This is a genomic window from Pantoea rwandensis, assembly GCF_002095475.1.
Classification (GTDB): Bacteria; Pseudomonadota; Gammaproteobacteria; order Enterobacterales; family Enterobacteriaceae; genus Pantoea; species Pantoea rwandensis.
The window spans coordinates 128,914-145,278 of record NZ_MLFR01000003.1 but is presented as its reverse complement, the minus strand read 5'-3'; the positions used below and the strand labels follow the sequence as shown (position 1 = coordinate 145,278).

Annotated in this window: 15 protein-coding genes; 9 read left to right on the top strand and 6 right to left on the bottom strand. The window is 53.4% G+C overall.

Annotated elements, in window-relative coordinates; translation table 11 throughout:
• Nucleotides 1–12: 12 nt before the first annotated feature.
• The 8 genes from HA51_RS05835 (at nt 13) to HA51_RS05800 (ending at nt 9,129) form a co-directional block, all read left to right on the top strand.
• Nucleotides 13–954, top strand: a complete 942-nt coding sequence (locus HA51_RS05835) for an ABC transporter permease (protein ID WP_034827746.1) — start codon at nt 13–15, stop codon at nt 952–954.
• Between the two features lie 2 nt (nt 955–956).
• The gene (locus HA51_RS05830) at nt 957–1,838 is read left to right on the top strand and encodes an ABC transporter permease (RefSeq protein ID WP_034827744.1); all 882 of its coding nucleotides are present in this window, start codon (nt 957–959) and stop codon (nt 1,836–1,838) included.
• A 9-nt stretch (nt 1,839–1,847) separates the two neighbouring features.
• Entirely contained in the window at nt 1,848–3,446 is a 1,599-nt protein-coding gene (locus HA51_RS05825) for a gamma-glutamyltransferase family protein (protein WP_084933065.1), read from the top strand.
• A 236-nt stretch (nt 3,447–3,682) separates the two neighbouring features.
• Complete coding sequence (locus tag HA51_RS05820; protein ID WP_084933063.1) at nt 3,683–4,396, top strand: DUF3053 domain-containing protein; 714 nt, start codon at nt 3,683–3,685, stop codon at nt 4,394–4,396.
• Between the two features lie 480 nt (nt 4,397–4,876).
• Nucleotides 4,877–6,802: a PTS mannitol transporter subunit IICBA gene (locus tag HA51_RS05815; protein ID WP_084933060.1), complete on the top strand. Its 1,926-nt coding sequence runs from the start codon at nt 4,877–4,879 to the stop codon at nt 6,800–6,802.
• A gap of 93 nt (nt 6,803–6,895) precedes the next feature.
• A complete protein-coding gene (gene mtlD, locus HA51_RS05810; RefSeq protein ID WP_084933058.1) occupies nt 6,896–8,044 on the top strand; it encodes a mannitol-1-phosphate 5-dehydrogenase in 1,149 nt (382 codons plus the stop codon).
• Between the two features lie 64 nt (nt 8,045–8,108).
• Entirely contained in the window at nt 8,109–8,654 is a 546-nt protein-coding gene (mtlR, locus tag HA51_RS05805) for a mannitol operon repressor MtlR (protein ID WP_211282912.1), read from the top strand.
• 112 nt (nt 8,655–8,766) lie between these two features.
• Nucleotides 8,767–9,129, top strand: coding sequence for a YibL family ribosome-associated protein (locus HA51_RS05800; protein WP_084933051.1), 363 nt, complete (start codon nt 8,767–8,769; stop codon nt 9,127–9,129).
• A 7-nt stretch (nt 9,130–9,136) separates the two neighbouring features.
• Here the strand turns inward: HA51_RS05800 and HA51_RS05795 are convergent, their stop codons facing one another.
• The 3 genes from HA51_RS05795 to HA51_RS05785 all read right to left on the bottom strand — a co-directional run bounded on the left by HA51_RS05795 (nt 9,137) and on the right by HA51_RS05785 (nt 12,510).
• Nucleotides 9,137–10,123 (bottom strand): VirK/YbjX family protein, encoded by a 987-nt coding sequence (locus tag HA51_RS05795; protein ID WP_084933049.1) that lies wholly within the window; start codon nt 10,121–10,123, stop codon nt 9,137–9,139.
• Between the two features lie 190 nt (nt 10,124–10,313).
• Nucleotides 10,314–10,931 (bottom strand): superoxide dismutase [Mn], encoded by a 618-nt coding sequence (sodA, locus tag HA51_RS05790; RefSeq protein WP_034827730.1) that lies wholly within the window; start codon nt 10,929–10,931, stop codon nt 10,314–10,316.
• A 238-nt stretch (nt 10,932–11,169) separates the two neighbouring features.
• Nucleotides 11,170–12,510 (bottom strand): aspartate aminotransferase family protein, encoded by a 1,341-nt coding sequence (locus HA51_RS05785; RefSeq protein WP_084933046.1) that lies wholly within the window; start codon nt 12,508–12,510, stop codon nt 11,170–11,172.
• A 172-nt stretch (nt 12,511–12,682) separates the two neighbouring features.
• On the opposite strand from HA51_RS05785, the gene HA51_RS05780 reads away from it, so the two are divergent.
• Nucleotides 12,683–13,459, top strand: a complete 777-nt coding sequence (locus tag HA51_RS05780) for a DeoR/GlpR family DNA-binding transcription regulator (protein WP_084933044.1) — start codon at nt 12,683–12,685, stop codon at nt 13,457–13,459.
• Here HA51_RS05780 and HA51_RS05775 read toward each other — a convergent pair.
• The 3 genes from HA51_RS05775 to fdhD are packed head-to-tail and all read right to left on the bottom strand — an operon-like array spanning nt 13,456 to nt 16,211.
• Nucleotides 13,456–14,040, bottom strand: coding sequence for a retron system putative HNH endonuclease (locus tag HA51_RS05775; RefSeq protein ID WP_084933041.1), 585 nt, complete (start codon nt 14,038–14,040; stop codon nt 13,456–13,458). The genes HA51_RS05780 and HA51_RS05775 overlap by 4 nt on opposite strands.
• Nucleotides 14,041–14,052: 12 nt before the next feature.
• Nucleotides 14,053–15,396 (bottom strand): AAA family ATPase, encoded by a 1,344-nt coding sequence (locus tag HA51_RS05770; RefSeq protein ID WP_084933036.1) that lies wholly within the window; start codon nt 15,394–15,396, stop codon nt 14,053–14,055.
• A gap of 32 nt (nt 15,397–15,428) precedes the next feature.
• Complete coding sequence (fdhD, locus tag HA51_RS05765; RefSeq protein ID WP_245840179.1) at nt 15,429–16,211, bottom strand: formate dehydrogenase accessory sulfurtransferase FdhD; 783 nt, start codon at nt 16,209–16,211, stop codon at nt 15,429–15,431.
• Nucleotides 16,212–16,365: the final 154 nt, after the last annotated feature.

Sequence of the window (16,365 nt, the reverse complement as noted above, 5' to 3'; positions counted from 1 at the left end):
TGAGGAGCGATGATGCTGGAACTGATTGTTAAACGCTTACTGCTGGCGATCCCCACGCTGCTGCTGGTGAGCATCATGGTGTTTGCGCTGCAAAAGCTGCTGCCGGGCGATCCGGTGCTGGCGATGGCGGGTGAGGAGCGCGATCCAGCGGTCATCGCGCAGCTGCGGGCGGAATACCATCTGGATGATCCGATCCCCACGCAGTATTTCTCGTGGATCGGCAATGCGCTGAAGGGTGACTTAGGCATGTCACTGCGCACCAAAGAGCCGGTGACCTCGCTGATTGCCAGCAAATTGCCGGTAACGCTGGAGCTGTCGCTGCTGGCGATGGTGATTGCGCTGGGGATTGGCATCAGCATGGGCATTATCGCGGCGGTGCGCAAAGACACCTGGGTCGATCACACCACCAATTTTGTCGCGCTCTCCGGCATATCGGTGCCGCATTTCTGGCTGGGCATTCTGCTGATCCTGCTGTTTTCGGTGCATCTGCAATGGTTACCGGCCTCCGGCTTTGTACCCATCAGTGAAGATGTGGCGCAGAACCTGAAAACGCTGCTGCTGCCCGCTTTAGTGCTGGGGACTGGCCTCGCCGCCACACTGATGCGCCATACACGGGCATCGATGATCAGCGTGCTAAAGGCCGATTACATCCGCACCGCGCGCGCCAAAGGTCTGCTGGCCCCCAAAGTGGTGCTGAAGCATGCCTTCCGTAACGCGCTGATGCCGATCGTCACGCTCACCACGTTGCTGTTTGGTGAGCTGCTGGGCGGTGCGGTGTTAACCGAGCAGGTTTTCACCCTGCCCGGTTTCGGCAAGATGATTGTCGATGCGGTGTTTAACCGTGATTACGCGGTGGTACAGGGCGTGGTGCTGGTGGTGGCGATCGGCTTCCTGCTGCTGAACCTGCTGGCAGATGTGCTCTATCTGTTAATCAACCCGAAAATGCGAGGCTAACCATGAGCGAGGTGTTAACAGCAGGCGCAGTGCCTGCGGTTGCAAAGCCCAACCGCCGGGTGCTGAAGAAATTTCTGCGTAATAAGAGTGCGCTGATCGGCGCAGTGATCGTGCTGCTGTTTGTAGCCGTGGCGTTGCTGGCCCCTTGGCTGGCACCGGCCGATCCGATCAAGGCAAACTTCCTTGCCGTGCGCAAAGCGCCCTCCGCGCTGTTCTGGTTGGGGACCGACGAGCTGGGCCGCGATATTCTGTCGCGTCTAATTTGGGGGGCGCGCACCTCACTGCTGGCAGGCTGCATCTCCGTGATGATTGCCATTTTGATTGGCGTGCCGCTGGGCTTAATTGCCGGTTACTGGCAGGGCTGGTGCGATGGCATTATCTCACGCTTTATTGAAGCGCTGCTCGCCTGCCCGTTTCTGATTCTGGCGATCGCGTTGGGTGCCTTCCTCGGGCCGAGCTTGTCGAATGCGATGATCGCCATTGGGCTTTCCGCCATGCCGATTTTTGCTCGTCTGACGCGCGGCCAGGTGATCGCCATCCGCCATGAAGAGTATATCGACGGCGCACGTGCCATCGGTTTGCCGGACCGCTGGATCATCCTACGTTATGTGCTGCCCAACGTGCTGTCACCGATTCTGGTGCAGGCCACGCTGGCCATTGCTTCAGCCATCATCACTGAAGCCAGCCTGTCATTTCTTGGTCTCGGCCAGCAGCCACCGTCACCTTCATGGGGCGCGATGCTGAACACCGCTAAGGGCTATCTGGAACAGGCGCCATGGATGTCGATTTTCCCTGGGCTGGCGATTTTTCTCACTGTGCAGGGCTTCAATCTGCTGGGTGACGGACTGCGCGATGCGCTTGATCCGCGCAATGACTCACATTAAGGAACCGTTATGAGCGATTTGGATTTCAACGTTAGCTATGCCTCGCACCGCGCCCCGATGATGGGCCGCAATGCGGTCGCCACGTCTCAGCCGCTGGCGGCGCAGGCGGGGATGCGCATGTTGCAGCAGGGCGGTAATGCCGTAGATGCCGCGATTGCCAGCGCCATGGCACTCACCGTGCTGGAACCCACTGGCAACGGCATCGGCAGCGATGCGTTTGCCATTATCTGGGATGGCAAAGAACTGCACGGCTTAAATGCCTCCGGGCGTTCCCCTGCCAGCTGGAATGCCGAACGCTTTGCCGGACAGAGCACCATGCCGGAAATCGGTTGGGAAGCGGTGACCGTGCCGGGTGCCGTTTCTGCCTGGGTCACGCTGGCCGAGCGCTTCGCCACGCTGCCGCTGACCACGCTGGCACAACCGGCCATCGAATACGCCCGTGACGGCTTCCCGGTTTCGCCGCTGATAGCCCATCTGTGGCAGCGCGGTTATAACAAACTGAAATCTCAGCCGGGCTATATCGAGTGTTTTGCGCCAGACGGCCGACCGCCTCGTGCCGGTGAGCTTTTCCGTAATCCGGCGCAGGCCGCGACGTTACAGAAAATCGCCGAAACCAACGGAGAAGCTTTCTATCGTGGTGAACTGGCCGAGAAAATGGTGGCGTTTGCCGAGCAGCATGGAGCAGCGCTGAGCATGGCCGATCTCAACAACCATCGTGCCGACTGGGTGGAGCTGCTATCACGCCCGTTTGCCAACGGTTCGGTGCAGGAGCTGCCGCCCAACGGTCAGGGCATTGCCACCTTAATTGCGCTCGGAATTCTCGAGCAGTGGGACATCGGCCGCTACACGCCGGATTCCGTGCCGTGGCTACACTTATCCATTGAGGCGATGAAGCTGGCGTTAGTCGATCTGGATCGCTACGTTACCGACTACGACCATCTGGAATTCCCGGCGGAGCTGCTGCTCAGCGACAGCTATCTTAAACAGCGCGCTCAGCTCATCAATCCCGATCAGGCCGGTGATTTTACCTTCGGCTCCCCGCAGCAGAGCGGCACCGTTTACCTCTCCACCGCCGATGCCAGCGGCATGATGGTCTCGTTTATTCAGTCCAACTATATGGGCTTCGGGTCGGGCGTGGTGGTGCCGGGCACGGGCATCAGCTTGCAGAACCGCGGCTGCGGCTTCTCACTCGATCCGCAGCATCCGAATATGGTGGCCGGAAGCAAACGCCCGTTCCACACCATTATTCCGGCGTTTGCGCTGGATGCGGCGGGACAGCCATTGATGTCGTTTGGCGTGATGGGTGGCCCAATGCAGGCGCAGGGACATCTGCAGCTGGCGCTCCGCATCATGCAGCACAAGCAGAATCCGCAGGCGGCGATAGATGCACCGCGCTGGCGTGTTGAGCAAGGTCGCGCAGTGGTGGTTGAACCGGGCATCGACCGTAATGTGCTGGCAAAACTGCGCGAGATGGGTCACCAGATTACGGTGGAAGATCCGCTGCAGAGCTATAACTTCGGCGGTGCACAGGCCATTGTGCGTGACCCGCAGGGCTTCTACATTGCCGCCACTGAAAGCCGAAAGGATGGACAAGCACTGGTGTTCTAAATCGCCACCGCACCTGCGTCTTATCAGTGCAATCAGGCTGATGCAGCTGGGTGCTGGCGGCTTTTAGGGCTGCCCGCAATCGCCCATTTCTTTTATTACCCTTATCCGGCGCACCAGAGTGCGCCTTTTCCCACAGTTTGCCCCGCCTCAACCCGTTGTACACACCTGGCCATTGCACTATCCTTTAGGACCATTCCCACCGAATCGAATTTAGTTAGCCATAACAGGAGTTCAACATGGCGTCAGGATTATCCCGCATCTGGATGCGTACCGGCATGCTTATGATCAGCGCACTGGTTGTGCTGCAACTTACCGCCTGTGGCGATAAGGAAGGCGATCAGCGTAAAGCTTTCACCGATTTCCTGCAGAACACCGCGATGCGTAGCGGCGAACATCTGCCAAGCCTGAGCGAAAACCAGAAGCAGACCTTCGGTAACTACGCCAGCGACTATGCCATTTTGTATGGCTTCTCACAGCAGGCCAATCAAGCGGTTGAACAAGGCATGCGCCCTGTGGTTGATGAACTGGCCGCGATTCGCGTGCCTCAAGATTATCTGACCCGTCGCGACAGCCTGCGCCAGGCAAGTGGCAATCTGAGTGTGCTGTCACAGCAGATTCAGAGCGCGAAGATGCAGGCTGACAGCAGCAAAGCCACACTCAAGCAGCCAGACGATCTGAAGAAAGTTTATGACAGCCTCTATGCCAAAGTGGTCACGCAACCTGCTGGCACCTTGATTCCGCTTCTGCCACAGCTGCAAGCGCTGAGTCAGACTGCGGTACAAACGGGTGACTATCTGCAATCACAGGGTACCCGCGTGACCTTCAACGATGGCGGCGTGCAGTTCCCGACCCAAGAACAGGCCACGCAGTACAATACCTTGATGAGCAATCTTTCCAGCAACGCACAAGCGCTGACGCAAGCGCAAAATGCCGTGCAGGGTGGTTTGTAACTTCAGGCTTTCACAACTTCGCGGGCGGCCACAAGGTCGCCCCTCCAGCCGTTAATATCGCTGCTGTTTTTTCAGATTTTTCGTCACTTCCTTACAGAGCGGTTTTCTGCCTCACCGTTGTGTGATCTGGCGCATTTTCAACCAAAAATTGTTTGTGATCCAAATCACACTTATGGAACAAATAGAACAGCCATAATAGTGACTAAAGTCACATTTATCGCCTTGTTTTGCTTAAAAATTAGCCTTCGTACTTTTCTTACACCCTAATTGTGTGATCAACATCACCTTATAGCCCCCTCATCACCCCAATTTATAGTGATCTGCATCACACTTAACCCGAATGCTACGCAGCGTAATAAACTAGTGCTAGAGTCCGCGTGCATACAGTGATGCCACGGCCCGCGCCGGAACGGCTCAATAAAAGTCTTAACAAAAACAACCGCGCTCTTATTGCAGCGCGTCTCAATAAGGGGTGGGTTTATGTCCTCATCAGCGAAGGTCAAGGTCCAAAGCTTTGGTCGCTTTCTGAGTAACATGGTGATGCCAAACATCGGTGCGTTTATCGCCTGGGGTATCATCACAGCACTGTTCATCCCAACCGGATGGATTCCAAACGAAACGCTGGCGAAGCTTGTCGGCCCAATGATCACTTACCTGCTGCCCTTGTTGATCGGTTTCACCGGTGGTCGCTTGGTCGGCGGCGATCGTGGCGGCGTGGTCGGTGCAATCACCACCATGGGCGTGATCGTTGGTGCGGATATGCCGATGTTCCTCGGCGCGATGATTGCCGGTCCACTGGGTGGCTGGGCGATCAAAACCTTTGACCGTATGGTTGATGGCAAGATCAAAAGCGGCTTCGAGATGCTGGTTAACAACTTCTCAGCCGGTATCATCGGTATGCTGTTGGCGCTGCTGGCGTTCATCGGCATCGGTCCATTGGTTGAAGGTCTGTCACACATCCTTGCGGCTGGCGTGAACCTGATGGTGCAGAACAACCTGCTGCCATTGACCTCTATCTTTGTTGAACCGGCGAAAATCCTGTTCCTTAATAACGCCATCAACCACGGTATCTTCTCGCCACTGGGTATCCAGCAGGCCAGCGAAGCCGGTAAATCTATCTTCTTCCTGATTGAAGCTAACCCAGGTCCGGGTATGGGCGTTCTGGTTGCCTACATGATTTTTGGTCGCGGAAGCGCCAAACAGTCTGCTGGCGGTGCAGCGATCATCCACTTCCTTGGTGGTATCCACGAAATTTACTTCCCGTACGTACTGATGGCGCCACGTCTGCTGTTGGCGGTTATCCTCGGTGGTATGACAGGCGTGTTCACCCTGACCGTACTGAACGGTGGTCTGGTGTCTCCTGCTTCTCCAGGTTCAATCCTGGCAGTATTAGCGATGACGCCTAAAGGCGCTTACTTCGCTAACATCGCTGCCATCGTCGCCGCGTTTGCTGTCTCCTTCGTGGTCTCTTCTATCCTGCTGAAAACCAGCAAAGTAAAAGAAGATGATGATATCGAAGCCGCGACTCAGCGCATGCGTGATATGAAAGCACAGTCAAAAGGCCAGGCCGTTGCCGGTTCTCCGGTTATTGCCGATGCCAACAGCGTTGACGTCACTCACGTGCGTAAAATCATTGTGGCCTGTGATGCCGGTATGGGTTCCAGCGCCATGGGTGCAGGTGTGCTGCGTAAGAAAGTGCAGGATGCCGGTCTAAGCAACATCTCAGTCACCAACAGCGCAATTAACTCGCTGCCGGGTGACGTCGATTTGGTGATTACCCACCGCGATCTGACCGAGCGCGCCATGCGTCAGGCGCCACAGGCTCAGCACATTTCACTGAACAACTTCCTGGATAGCGCGCTGTACAGCAACCTGACCGAGCGTCTGGTGGCGGCAAATCGCAGCGAAGCACATCGTGAAACCGTGCAGACCACTTTGGCTGACAGCTATGACGACGGCAGTTCACATCTGTTCAAACTGGGCGCGGACAACGTGTTCCTCGGCTTGAGTGCCAGCAACAAAGAGCAGGCGATTCGCTTCGCCGGTGAGCAGTTGGTGAAAGGCGGTTACGTACAGCCAGAATATGTTGAAGCGATGCTGGAGCGTGAAAAGCTGACCCCAACCTATCTGGGTGAGTCTATTGCCGTTCCACACGGTACCGTGGAAGCCAAAGATCGTGTGCTGAAAACTGGCGTGGTGTTCTGCCAGTATCCAGCGGGTGTGCTGTTTGGTGAAGATGCGGATGACGTGGCTCGCCTGGTTATCGGTATTGCTGCTCGCAATAACGAACACATCCAGGTGATTACCAGCCTGACTAACGCGCTGGATGATGACAGCGTGATTGAGAAGCTGGCGAACACCACCAGCGTGCAGGAAGTGCTGGAATTGTTGTCACCTAAAGCGTAACTCGCGTTTTAACTTCCCTGGGGCGGGCAAGCCCGTCCCACTTATCCGGGGCGGATTTGCCCGCCCTTTCGTCATTTGATATGGGTCAAATTTATGAAAGCGTTACATTTTGGAGCAGGTAACATCGGCCGCGGTTTTATCGGTAAGTTGCTGGCTGATGCCGGTATCGAACTGGTCTTCGCGGATGTGAATCAGGTGGTTCTTGATGCCCTTAACGCCCGTCATGAGTATCCGGTTCATGTAGTTGGCGAGCAGGCAAAGGTCGAAATCGTAACAGGCGTAAGCGCAGTGAACAGCACCAGCGACGATATCGTCACGCTGATTGCTGAGGTTGATATCGTTACCACGGCGGTTGGCCCGCAGATTTTGGAGCGCATCGCTGGCAGTGTGGCGAAAGGTTTGGCCAAACGCAGCGATAACGGTAATGTCCGTCCGCTGAACATCATTGCTTGTGAAAACATGGTGCGCGGCACCAGCCAGCTGAAACAGCATGTGCTGAAAGCGCTGCCAGAGCAGTATCACGCATGGGTTGAAGAGCACGTTGGCTTCGTGGACTCTGCTGTGGATCGTATCGTGCCGCCTTCCGAAGCCGGCAGCAGCGATCCGCTGGAAGTGACCGTTGAAACCTTTAGCGAGTGGATTGTCGATAAAACCCAGTTCAAAGGTGCATTGCCGAACATTCCCGGCATGGAACTCACCGACAATCTGATGGCGTTTGTGGAGCGCAAACTCTTCACGCTGAACACCGGTCATGCTATTACCGCTTACCTCGGCCAGCTAGCCGGCCACGCCACCATCCGTGATGCGATTCTGGATGAGAAAGTTCGTGCGGTGGTTCAAGGTGCGATGCAGGAGAGTGGCGCGGTGCTGATCAAACGGTATGGCTTTGATGCCGACAAGCATGCTGCTTACATCCAGAAAATCCTTACTCGCTTTGAAAATCCGTACCTGAAAGATGATGTAGAGCGTGTGGGCCGCCAGCCGCTGCGTAAACTGAGCGCGGGTGACCGTCTGATCAAGCCCACGCTGGGAACCATTGAATACCACCTGCCACACACGAATTTGGTGCAGGGTATTGCGGCCGCGATGCACTATCGCAGCGAAGCCGATCCGCAGGCACAAGAATTGGCCACACTGCTGGCAGAAAAAGGGCCACAGGACACGCTGGCGGAGATCTCTGGGCTGGAAGCCAATAGCGAAGTGGTCACCTCAGTGGTGAGTGCTTACAACGCTATGGCATAATGCGCGCCCTTTAATAGCACACACGGGCACGGCATTTTCTGTGCCCGTCGGCGGTATCTGAACGATGCAGGCAATAATGGAAGAGAAGCAAGCTTTTGAAAACCGGGTGCTTGAGCGCCTGAACGCCGGTCGATCGGTGAGAAGCTTCCTGATCGCCGCCGTTGAGTTACTCGCCGAAGCGGTGAACCTGCTGGTGTTACAGGTTTTTCGCAAAGACGACTATGCCGTGAAATATGCGGTTGAACCACTGTTGCTGGGCAATGGTCCATTGGGTGAACTCTCAGTACGCCTGAAGCTTATTTATGGTTTAGGCGTGATTAATCGCCATGAATACGAAGATTGCGAGCTATTGCTGGCGCTGCGTGAAGAGTTAAATCACGATACCAACGATTATCGTTTTACCGACGATGAGATCCTGGGCCCGTTCGGTGAATTGCATTGCGTGGTTGCCTGGCCGCCACAACCGGATTTCACCCGTGATGATGATGCGTTGCGCAGTATGCAACAACAGCGCTATCTGCAAATGGTCCGCTCCACGATGGTACTCTCACTGACCGAATTGATATCGCGTATCTCGCACAAGCAGGCATTTAAGAAGCCCGCGATTTAAGGCGCTGTTCACTGCCTCCTTACACTTTGCAGCATCGCAAATCCCCGCTCTGCTGCAAATTCGCCCCAATTTGATGTATCCTTTGCCTGTTTTCCTTAACGAGTTTCCCCTGATGAAAGAACAAGAAAAAGCCGAGATCAAACTGCTCAGTGACCAACTGGACGCATTGAATCGCAAAGAACCCCAGCTGCTGGAATCTGGCGATGCCGAAAAACTCGGCGAGCTGCTGCGTGAAAAAGAGAAGTTGGTGCTGGAAATTGAACGCCTACGTGGCGTGCGCGTTGAAAAGCTGAGCAAAGAAGCGCAACAGTTGCAGAAGCTTGGCTTCAGCCGTGAGATCACCAAGAAAGAACAAGCCAACATGGGCGCATTTAAGAAGAGCGTGCGCGGCTTGGTGGTGGTGCATCCAATGACCGCGCTCGGACGTGAGATGGGTTTGAAGGTGATGACCGGCTATGCGAAGCAGCCGTTCTGATAAGCCTTTACGCGGCGTGTGATACGTCGCGTTCACCGTTGATTGCGACTATCGGTTCGATGCCTGCGGCCTGAAGTACCTGTGCGTTTAGGGTATCCAGCAACGCATAACGACGCCGATACTCTGCGCGTTTCTTGCTGGCAATCTCTTCAAGATTTTTGCGTTCCATACAGAGTGGCAACATAAACATCCCATCCTCACCCGCGGTTCCCCCCAATGACAGCCAAAACTCGCTGTAGCTGGCAAAGAACTTATCACCCTTGCTGTGGCGATAACGCAGGCTACGGAAGACATGTGTGGTGTCCCCCACCGCGCTGATCGCTTGCACACCGCACTGCTCTGCCAGAATAAACACTGCTTCCATCAACAGACGTTTCGGGAAGACACCGTGCGCGGCCTTGGTCGCATCACGAATCACATCATTAGAAATGTGTTTACGTGGCCCCTGCAATCCACCAATCAATAATGTGCGCTTGCCCTTTTCCTGAATAATGGAAAAGGAGAGCGAAGCAATATTCATTGTTTGATAATGCAGCGTCAGGGTTATTTCGCCTTCACGATCAAAATGACCAGGACAGCAATTAATGGCAAACGCCTCATCGTTCTTTCCGTTAAATGCGGCAATCACATTTAACACTGGACTCAGCAGTAACTGGCGCAATTTGGCATTATCCAGTTGATCCATCAGTGTGTAATGGTCAAGGAGTGCCTCTGCACGTTGCACCACGCTGAAGCCTGCGCGTAGATAAGGACGATGAGGTTTTGCGGGCAGCAACCCCTGCATTTTCAGCAACTGCGGTAAAAATGGCAGTTTTGCTAACTCATTGAGGTAATTAAAAGTCGTAACCGGAAAAATGAAAGACCTTAAAGCAAATTTAAGGCGGAACATTTTGCTGTCCCACAATTTATCAGTCCTGACTTTTCCGCTAATTAACGGCAAAAACAGTGAAGCCGACGAATCTTTATTCGTCACAGGGGTAGTGATAGTAGACATAATTATTTTACTTTCGTGTGATCAACTGCGGCTACTGTATGCCCCAAATTATCAACGACAAGTTAATAACGGCCGTAACGGTATTGTCAGCAGAGGTAATATCGAAGTGGTTTAAGAAGTGTTTAGAAATCGTAAAGAAAAAACCGGCGAAACACGTTCACCGGTTGAATACGTTGGTTAGTACCTGAACTTACTTAGCAGCAGCGAAGCGTGCAGCTGCTTCGTCCCAGTTCACCACGTTCCAGAACGCTTTGATGTAATCAGGACGTTTGTTCTGATACTTCAGGTAGTAAGCGTGTTCCCACACATCCAGACCGATGATTGGCTCACCAGATGCGCCAGAAATCGCTTCACCCATCAGCGGGCTATCCTGGTTAGCGGTTGAAACCACAGCCAGTTTGTCGCCTTTTTTCACCAGCCACGCCCAGCCTGAACCGAAACGGGTGGTAGCAGCTTTCTCAAACTCAGCCTGGAAAGCTTCAACGCTACCGAAATCTTTTTCGATAGCCGCTTTCAGTTCGCCCTGCAGGGAGGTACCCAGTTTCAGGCCTTTCCAGAAGAAGCTATGGTTAGCGTGGCCGCCTGCGTTGTTACGCAGTGGGCCTTTTTTGTCTGCTGGCAGCTGATCCAGTTTAGCAATCAGTTCTTCAACCGGCAGGTTTGCGAATTCAGTACCTTCCAGCGCTGCGTTAGCGTTGTTAACGTAAGCCTGGTGGTGTTTAGAGTGATGGATTTCCATCGTCTGCTTGTCGAAGTGTGGTTCCAGTGCGTCGTACGCGTAAGGCAGGGATGGCAGTGAATAACTCATGTTCTTCCTCTCCATTTAGTGTTTTGCAGCATCACATTAGCAGTGTGCCGCGTAAGCAGTCGGATCATTATAGTTAAAATCATGATCGGGAAAAGGGTTATCAATGCCTTAGTAATGATAAGGATTTGATGAATCTGGGAAAAGCACCGCACGCAGGGTGACATCTTATGTGTGCCGGGTCGCCATTGATGGCGACCCGGTTCAACATCCTGAAAACGCTTGAGGCGACCGGGGTACTTTAGCGACCCAATTCGGTCAATGATTTGTCCAATGCGCCCACCAGCCAGTCGATGTCCGCTTCCTGGAACGCCAACGGAGGACGCAGTTTCAGAACGTTGCCATACGGCCCGGCCACTGATGTCAACACGCGGTGATCGCGCAGCTTCTCAGTGAGGTCCAGTGCCAGCGCTTTGTCTGGCGTTTTGCTCGCACGGTCCTGCACCAACTCGAAGCCGATAAACAAGCCTGCGCCACGCACATCGCCAATACTGTCATGGCGATCCATCAATTTCTGCAATTCGGTGAGCAGCTTGGCACCCACGACACGGCTATGCTCTTGCAAACCTTCTTCTTTAATTACCGTCAACACCGCTTGAGCTGCGGCCATCGCCACCGGGTTGCCACCAAAGGTATTGAAGTAAGGGATATCATCACTAAAGGCGGCCAGCACATCACTCTTCGCCAGCAGGCCCGAAACAGGAATGCCGTTACCCATGGGTTTACCGGTGGTAATCACATCCGGCACTACGCCATGACGCGCAAAGCCCCAGAACGCATCACCGGTACGACCAAAGCCTGGCTGCACTTCATCAGCAATAAAAATACCGCCGTTGGCGTGCACCACATCCACCGCCTTCTGTAGGAAGCCCCGTGGATTAGGTAACACACCGTCCGAAGAGAAGATCGAATCCGCGAGGAAGCCAGCAAACTTGATGCCGTGCGCTTTCATATCGTCGATCTGCTTTTGAATCTCATTGGCAAACCATTCACCGAGATCAGGCGCATTAACGCGATAGGCATCCGGCGGTGATACCAAACGCGTGGTCGCTGCCAGAGGCTGGCCGCTGCCCAATGCCGGAGAGACGCCAGACGTCAGATCGCTGGTGCCGTGATAGGCTTCCTGCGACACGATAATTCCGGTACCGCCGCTATAAGCACGCGCCACGCGGATCGCCAGATCATTGGCTTCTGAACCGGTGCACATATACATGGCACGATCGATGGCGTCTGGCGTGGTCGCCAGCAACTCTTCGGTGTAATCCAGAATGCGTTCGTGCAGATAACGGGTGTGGGTGTTCAACATCTTCATCTGCTGATTCACCGCTTCAATCACCGCCGGATGGCAGTGACCAATACTCGCCACGTTGTTGTACACATCGAGATATTTATGGCCTGCTGCATCCCACAGGTACTGCCCTTCACCGCGCACCAGATGCACCGGCTTACGATAAAACAGGCGATATGACTCGCCCAACACTTTGCTGCGCTTATCTGTGAGCTGGCGGGTTGCCGCATCCAGACCGTCGGCGTGCTCAGCACGAAAACTGTTGGTGTCCATGATGGTGGAACGTGTAGCCATGGTAACTCCCGTTGCGAAGGTAAGAGGGGTGCATGATGTGTGACCGTTGTCACCATCATGCCTGCTTTAACGACAAATGCAACCAAATACACAAATACAACCAAATACACATGACGCCGTGATGACACTCAGGTAAGCTTAGGCCCAGATTATTACGCTACAGGGAAATGTCATGCTGCAGGAAACCCGTTTACACCGCATTCGCGCCCTGCTGACTACGCAGCATCAAGTCAGCACCGAGCGCATCATCAAGGAATTGGGTATTTCGCGGGAAACGGCACGGCGTGACATTATTGAACTGGAAGCGCAGGGCTTAGCACGACGGGTGCATGGCGGTTTAGTCGCGGTGGATAGCCAGCCGGAAGCACCGCTGCAAGTGCGCCGTAGTGCCCAAGCAAAAGAGAAACGCGCGATTGCCATGGCGGCCGCACAGCATTTGCAGCCGGGACAGACGCTGTTTCTGGATGCCGGCACCACCACCACTATGCTGGCTGAAGAACTGCGCACCATGTCCGGTCTCACCATTATCACCAACAGTTTGCAGGCAGCTTTGGCACTGAGCGCCGCGGAAGAGCATGAAACGCTGAATAATCAGGTGATTTTACTCGGCGGTATGATGATGGCGGGCGCACAGCAAACGCGCGGTGAGATAACCGTCGGAGAGATTTATCGCTACCGCGCTGACGTGGCATTGCTGTCACCGGTGGGCATTGATGCAAAAAACGGTGCCAGTAGCTTCCATCCGCACGAAGCGGCGATTGCTCGTGCCATGGTGCAGCAGGCTGCACGCACCTTTTTATTGGCGGATCACAGCAAGCTGGGGGTGATTAGCCGCACGGTGTACGCACCGATTGGCGAAGTGGATTTGCTGATCTGCGACAGTGGACCGGCAAAAGCGGGCGCATTAGCCGCGCTTCAACAGGTGCTGCCGCAGGTGCAGGTGGTTTAACAGTTCATAAAATAGCGATAAGCGAATTCGTTGAGTTCAGCACTGTTGCCCATCACATGCCAGATACGCAGTTGACGTAGACGCTCTTTCTTACGCATGGGCAAGTTTAAACCGTAAATTTCCAGCGTTATCGCGGCAGCTTGCTGATTATTGGCTGAACGATCGGGCGCTACTGCCACTTCTCCATTATCGAAATTACAGATGAAGTAGTCGTCAAAATCGTAGTCGGGCCGATCGGGTTTAATTAATGCTGAATGATACTTCTCACGCTTCTGGCTTTGGCACATATCACAGCAGGGAAATAAGTTTTCCCAATCAAATGCAGATTCAGGGAACTGACTTTTGGGCTTGAAATGCTCCAGCGTTTCACGGCTTTCACTGCCAATAAATCCATCACAAAATGCACAATGATGCTGCGTCATCTCTAACAAAGCCTTGCGCACCGCATGATAACAACCGTCAGAAAACCAGCGAAATCGTGCCGCAGGATTGTGACTACGCGCAACAATATAACGTGCTGTCCAATCTTGTTGATGCACTTCCAGGCAGCACGGCCACGATCCGCGTTTTATTTTGAACATTCCATGTTCCTCTTATTTGCTTAAACGACGTGCGATCTGCCGCAACTCCATTTCAATAATTATCTCTAACTCTTCACCACGAGCGCGTAGCCTGTCCGCTAATGACATTAGCGCGGTATCATCTGCGGGGTTTTGTAAATAGTCATTACGTGCAAGCTTAAATGACGCCAGTAATTTTTCGGTCTCAACGTCAAAACGTTCACCCACATCAAACACCTCTTCCAGAATCAGCTGAATGCTTTTTCCTGCTCCCGATTCAGTGGGGACAATCTCTTCAGGCACCGAAGCATCACGCAGAATATGGCGCTGAGGATCAGGCAGTCGATACACCCAGGCATCTTCTAGTGAGCCTACAACAAAGGGGGAATGAGTAGAGACAAACACTTGCGCATTTGGCAGTAACTTTTGTATCGCGGGTAATATCCGGCGCTGCCATTTTGGGTGCAGATGAATATCCACTTCGTCCAGGAAAAGGATAATCGGTTGGGAAAAAATCTCTCGCTCTTCAATGAAGGGAATATCCTCCAGTCGTAAAGCCAGATCTGATACCCAGTGAATAATGGATTTTAATCCTTCTGGTAGCGAATCGAATGATATCTCGCAACCATCCAGTAGGAATGCCACCGCTAAAGGATTGCGATGCAGCTTAAACTCAATGGAAATTTCACAAATTTCGAAGATAAAATCGGCTATCTTGTGTAATGCAAATTGGTAATATTTTACTTCTTCAGCTGAGTTATCCAGCTTCGATAAGGCAGCCTTGGTAATGTTATTGGCAATCCATTGTGCCAGCAATGATGCCCGACAGGTGCTTTCAAATGACAAGGCTTTATCAAAGGGTGAATCGTTAATATCAACGATAGCATTGACTCTAAACTGCCCTTGAAGACTTCGACTGCCTGAATAGGCAAAGGCAGCAAAGGTAAATGGGTTTTTATTGAATCTGGCGAATTTATCATAGTGACATGAGTAGCATTCCGTTAAGGTTTTAAACTTTCCATCACCATAATATCTCAACCCCCCATCACTTGAGATTAACGCGTATTCACCGTCTTTTTCACGCTGTTCTCCCAGAGTGTAAACCCCGTTGGCTGAAGCAAAGTTAAATCCTACGCAGCTGCTGTCACTCACAAACCTATTTTTTATTAATGGGTCAAGAGTTCGAGAGTCAAATATTGCCGCTAACGCATACAATACCGTGCTTTTGCCACATCCATTGGGGCCGGTAAAAATATGGATTTCTGCTTTTTCAGTATCACGCTCAGCGCTTTCAGGCGGTGGAAAATCAAAGTGGGTATGTTCAAAAACACCGATGCCTTTCAAGCTCAGGCTTTCAATACGATGAGATTGTCGCATTGCGTCACATCCTTGTGCTTAGTGCTGATTCGTTAAACCAGGCGCTGCGGATGACTGTAAACCGTGGCGCGTCCCGGCTTACTAAACCCTATCAGCGTTAAATTACAACGCTCAGCGACTTCAACTGCGAGCTGGGTCGCAGCGGATACCGCAAATAAAATCTCCACGCCGCACATCGCTGACTTCTGCACCATTTCATAGCTGGCACGGCTGGAGACCAGCACCGCGCCCTGCTGCCAAGGTTGCTGGCTACGATGACCCAACAGTTTATCCAGTGCCACATGGCGACCCACATCTTCACAGCCCCCCTGCAATTCCCCCTGTGGCGACATCCAGGCCGCCGCGTGCGTGCAACCGGTGAGATTGCCGATGGGCTGATAATCGCGCAGTTGTGCCAGGCCTACATCCAGATTGGCCAGATCAAAGGTTTGGGTAAACGGCAGAGGCTGCAGCGGTTTACCGATTTGGTCGAGCTGTTCTACGCCGCACACGCCACAACCGGTGCGCCCCGCCATCGCGCGGCGCTGCTCTTTCAGTGCCATAAAACGGCGGCTTGAGAGTTCGATCTGCACTTCAATGCCGTTGCAGCCCGGCACCACATCCATGCCGAAAATCTCTTCTGGCTTATCAATGATGCCCTCTGAGAGCGAAAAACCGAGCGCAAACGCCTCCAAATCATTGGGCGTCGCCATCATCACCACATGAGAAATACCGTTGTACACCAGCGCGATGGGCACCTCCTCCGCCAACCAATCGGTTTCAGCCAAGGTGATGTCGCGTCGTTGTCTGACCTGCGCCTGCACTGCGCCTTTGATCTCACTCACACTCTGGTGACTTTCTTGTGCTTTTACTTTCACTTTGCTCGCCTCAACCAACAACCCCACAAATGCAGTGGTATTATTTCGCTGCTATTCTCTCACTGTTAGTTGGGTCATTGTGAGCCTCGATCCCACTCTCAGCAAAAATAAA

What these genes read in the sequence shown, in the direction of transcription:
- sodA (WP_034827730.1), bottom strand. Translation starts at nt 10,931, where the DNA reads ATGAGTTATTCACTGCCATCCCTGCCTTACGCGTACGACGCACTGGAA.
- HA51_RS05830 (WP_034827744.1), top strand. Translation starts at nt 957, where the DNA reads ATGAGCGAGGTGTTAACAGCAGGCGCAGTGCCTGCGGTTGCAAAGCCC.
- HA51_RS05815 (WP_084933060.1), top strand. Translation starts at nt 4,877, where the DNA reads ATGTCCTCATCAGCGAAGGTCAAGGTCCAAAGCTTTGGTCGCTTTCTG.
- HA51_RS05825 (WP_084933065.1), top strand. Translation starts at nt 1,848, where the DNA reads ATGAGCGATTTGGATTTCAACGTTAGCTATGCCTCGCACCGCGCCCCG.
- HA51_RS05780 (WP_084933044.1), top strand. Translation starts at nt 12,683, where the DNA reads ATGCTGCAGGAAACCCGTTTACACCGCATTCGCGCCCTGCTGACTACG.
- HA51_RS05835 (WP_034827746.1), top strand. Translation starts at nt 13, where the DNA reads ATGCTGGAACTGATTGTTAAACGCTTACTGCTGGCGATCCCCACGCTG.
- mtlR (WP_211282912.1), top strand. Translation starts at nt 8,109, where the DNA reads ATGCAGGCAATAATGGAAGAGAAGCAAGCTTTTGAAAACCGGGTGCTT.
- HA51_RS05785 (WP_084933046.1), bottom strand. Translation starts at nt 12,510, where the DNA reads ATGGCTACACGTTCCACCATCATGGACACCAACAGTTTTCGTGCTGAG.
- HA51_RS05795 (WP_084933049.1), bottom strand. Translation starts at nt 10,123, where the DNA reads ATGTCTACTATCACTACCCCTGTGACGAATAAAGATTCGTCGGCTTCA.
- HA51_RS05800 (WP_084933051.1), top strand. Translation starts at nt 8,767, where the DNA reads ATGAAAGAACAAGAAAAAGCCGAGATCAAACTGCTCAGTGACCAACTG.
- HA51_RS05775 (WP_084933041.1), bottom strand. Translation starts at nt 14,040, where the DNA reads ATGTTCAAAATAAAACGCGGATCGTGGCCGTGCTGCCTGGAAGTGCAT.
- HA51_RS05770 (WP_084933036.1), bottom strand. Translation starts at nt 15,396, where the DNA reads ATGCGACAATCTCATCGTATTGAAAGCCTGAGCTTGAAAGGCATCGGT.
- HA51_RS05820 (WP_084933063.1), top strand. Translation starts at nt 3,683, where the DNA reads ATGGCGTCAGGATTATCCCGCATCTGGATGCGTACCGGCATGCTTATG.
- mtlD (WP_084933058.1), top strand. Translation starts at nt 6,896, where the DNA reads ATGAAAGCGTTACATTTTGGAGCAGGTAACATCGGCCGCGGTTTTATC.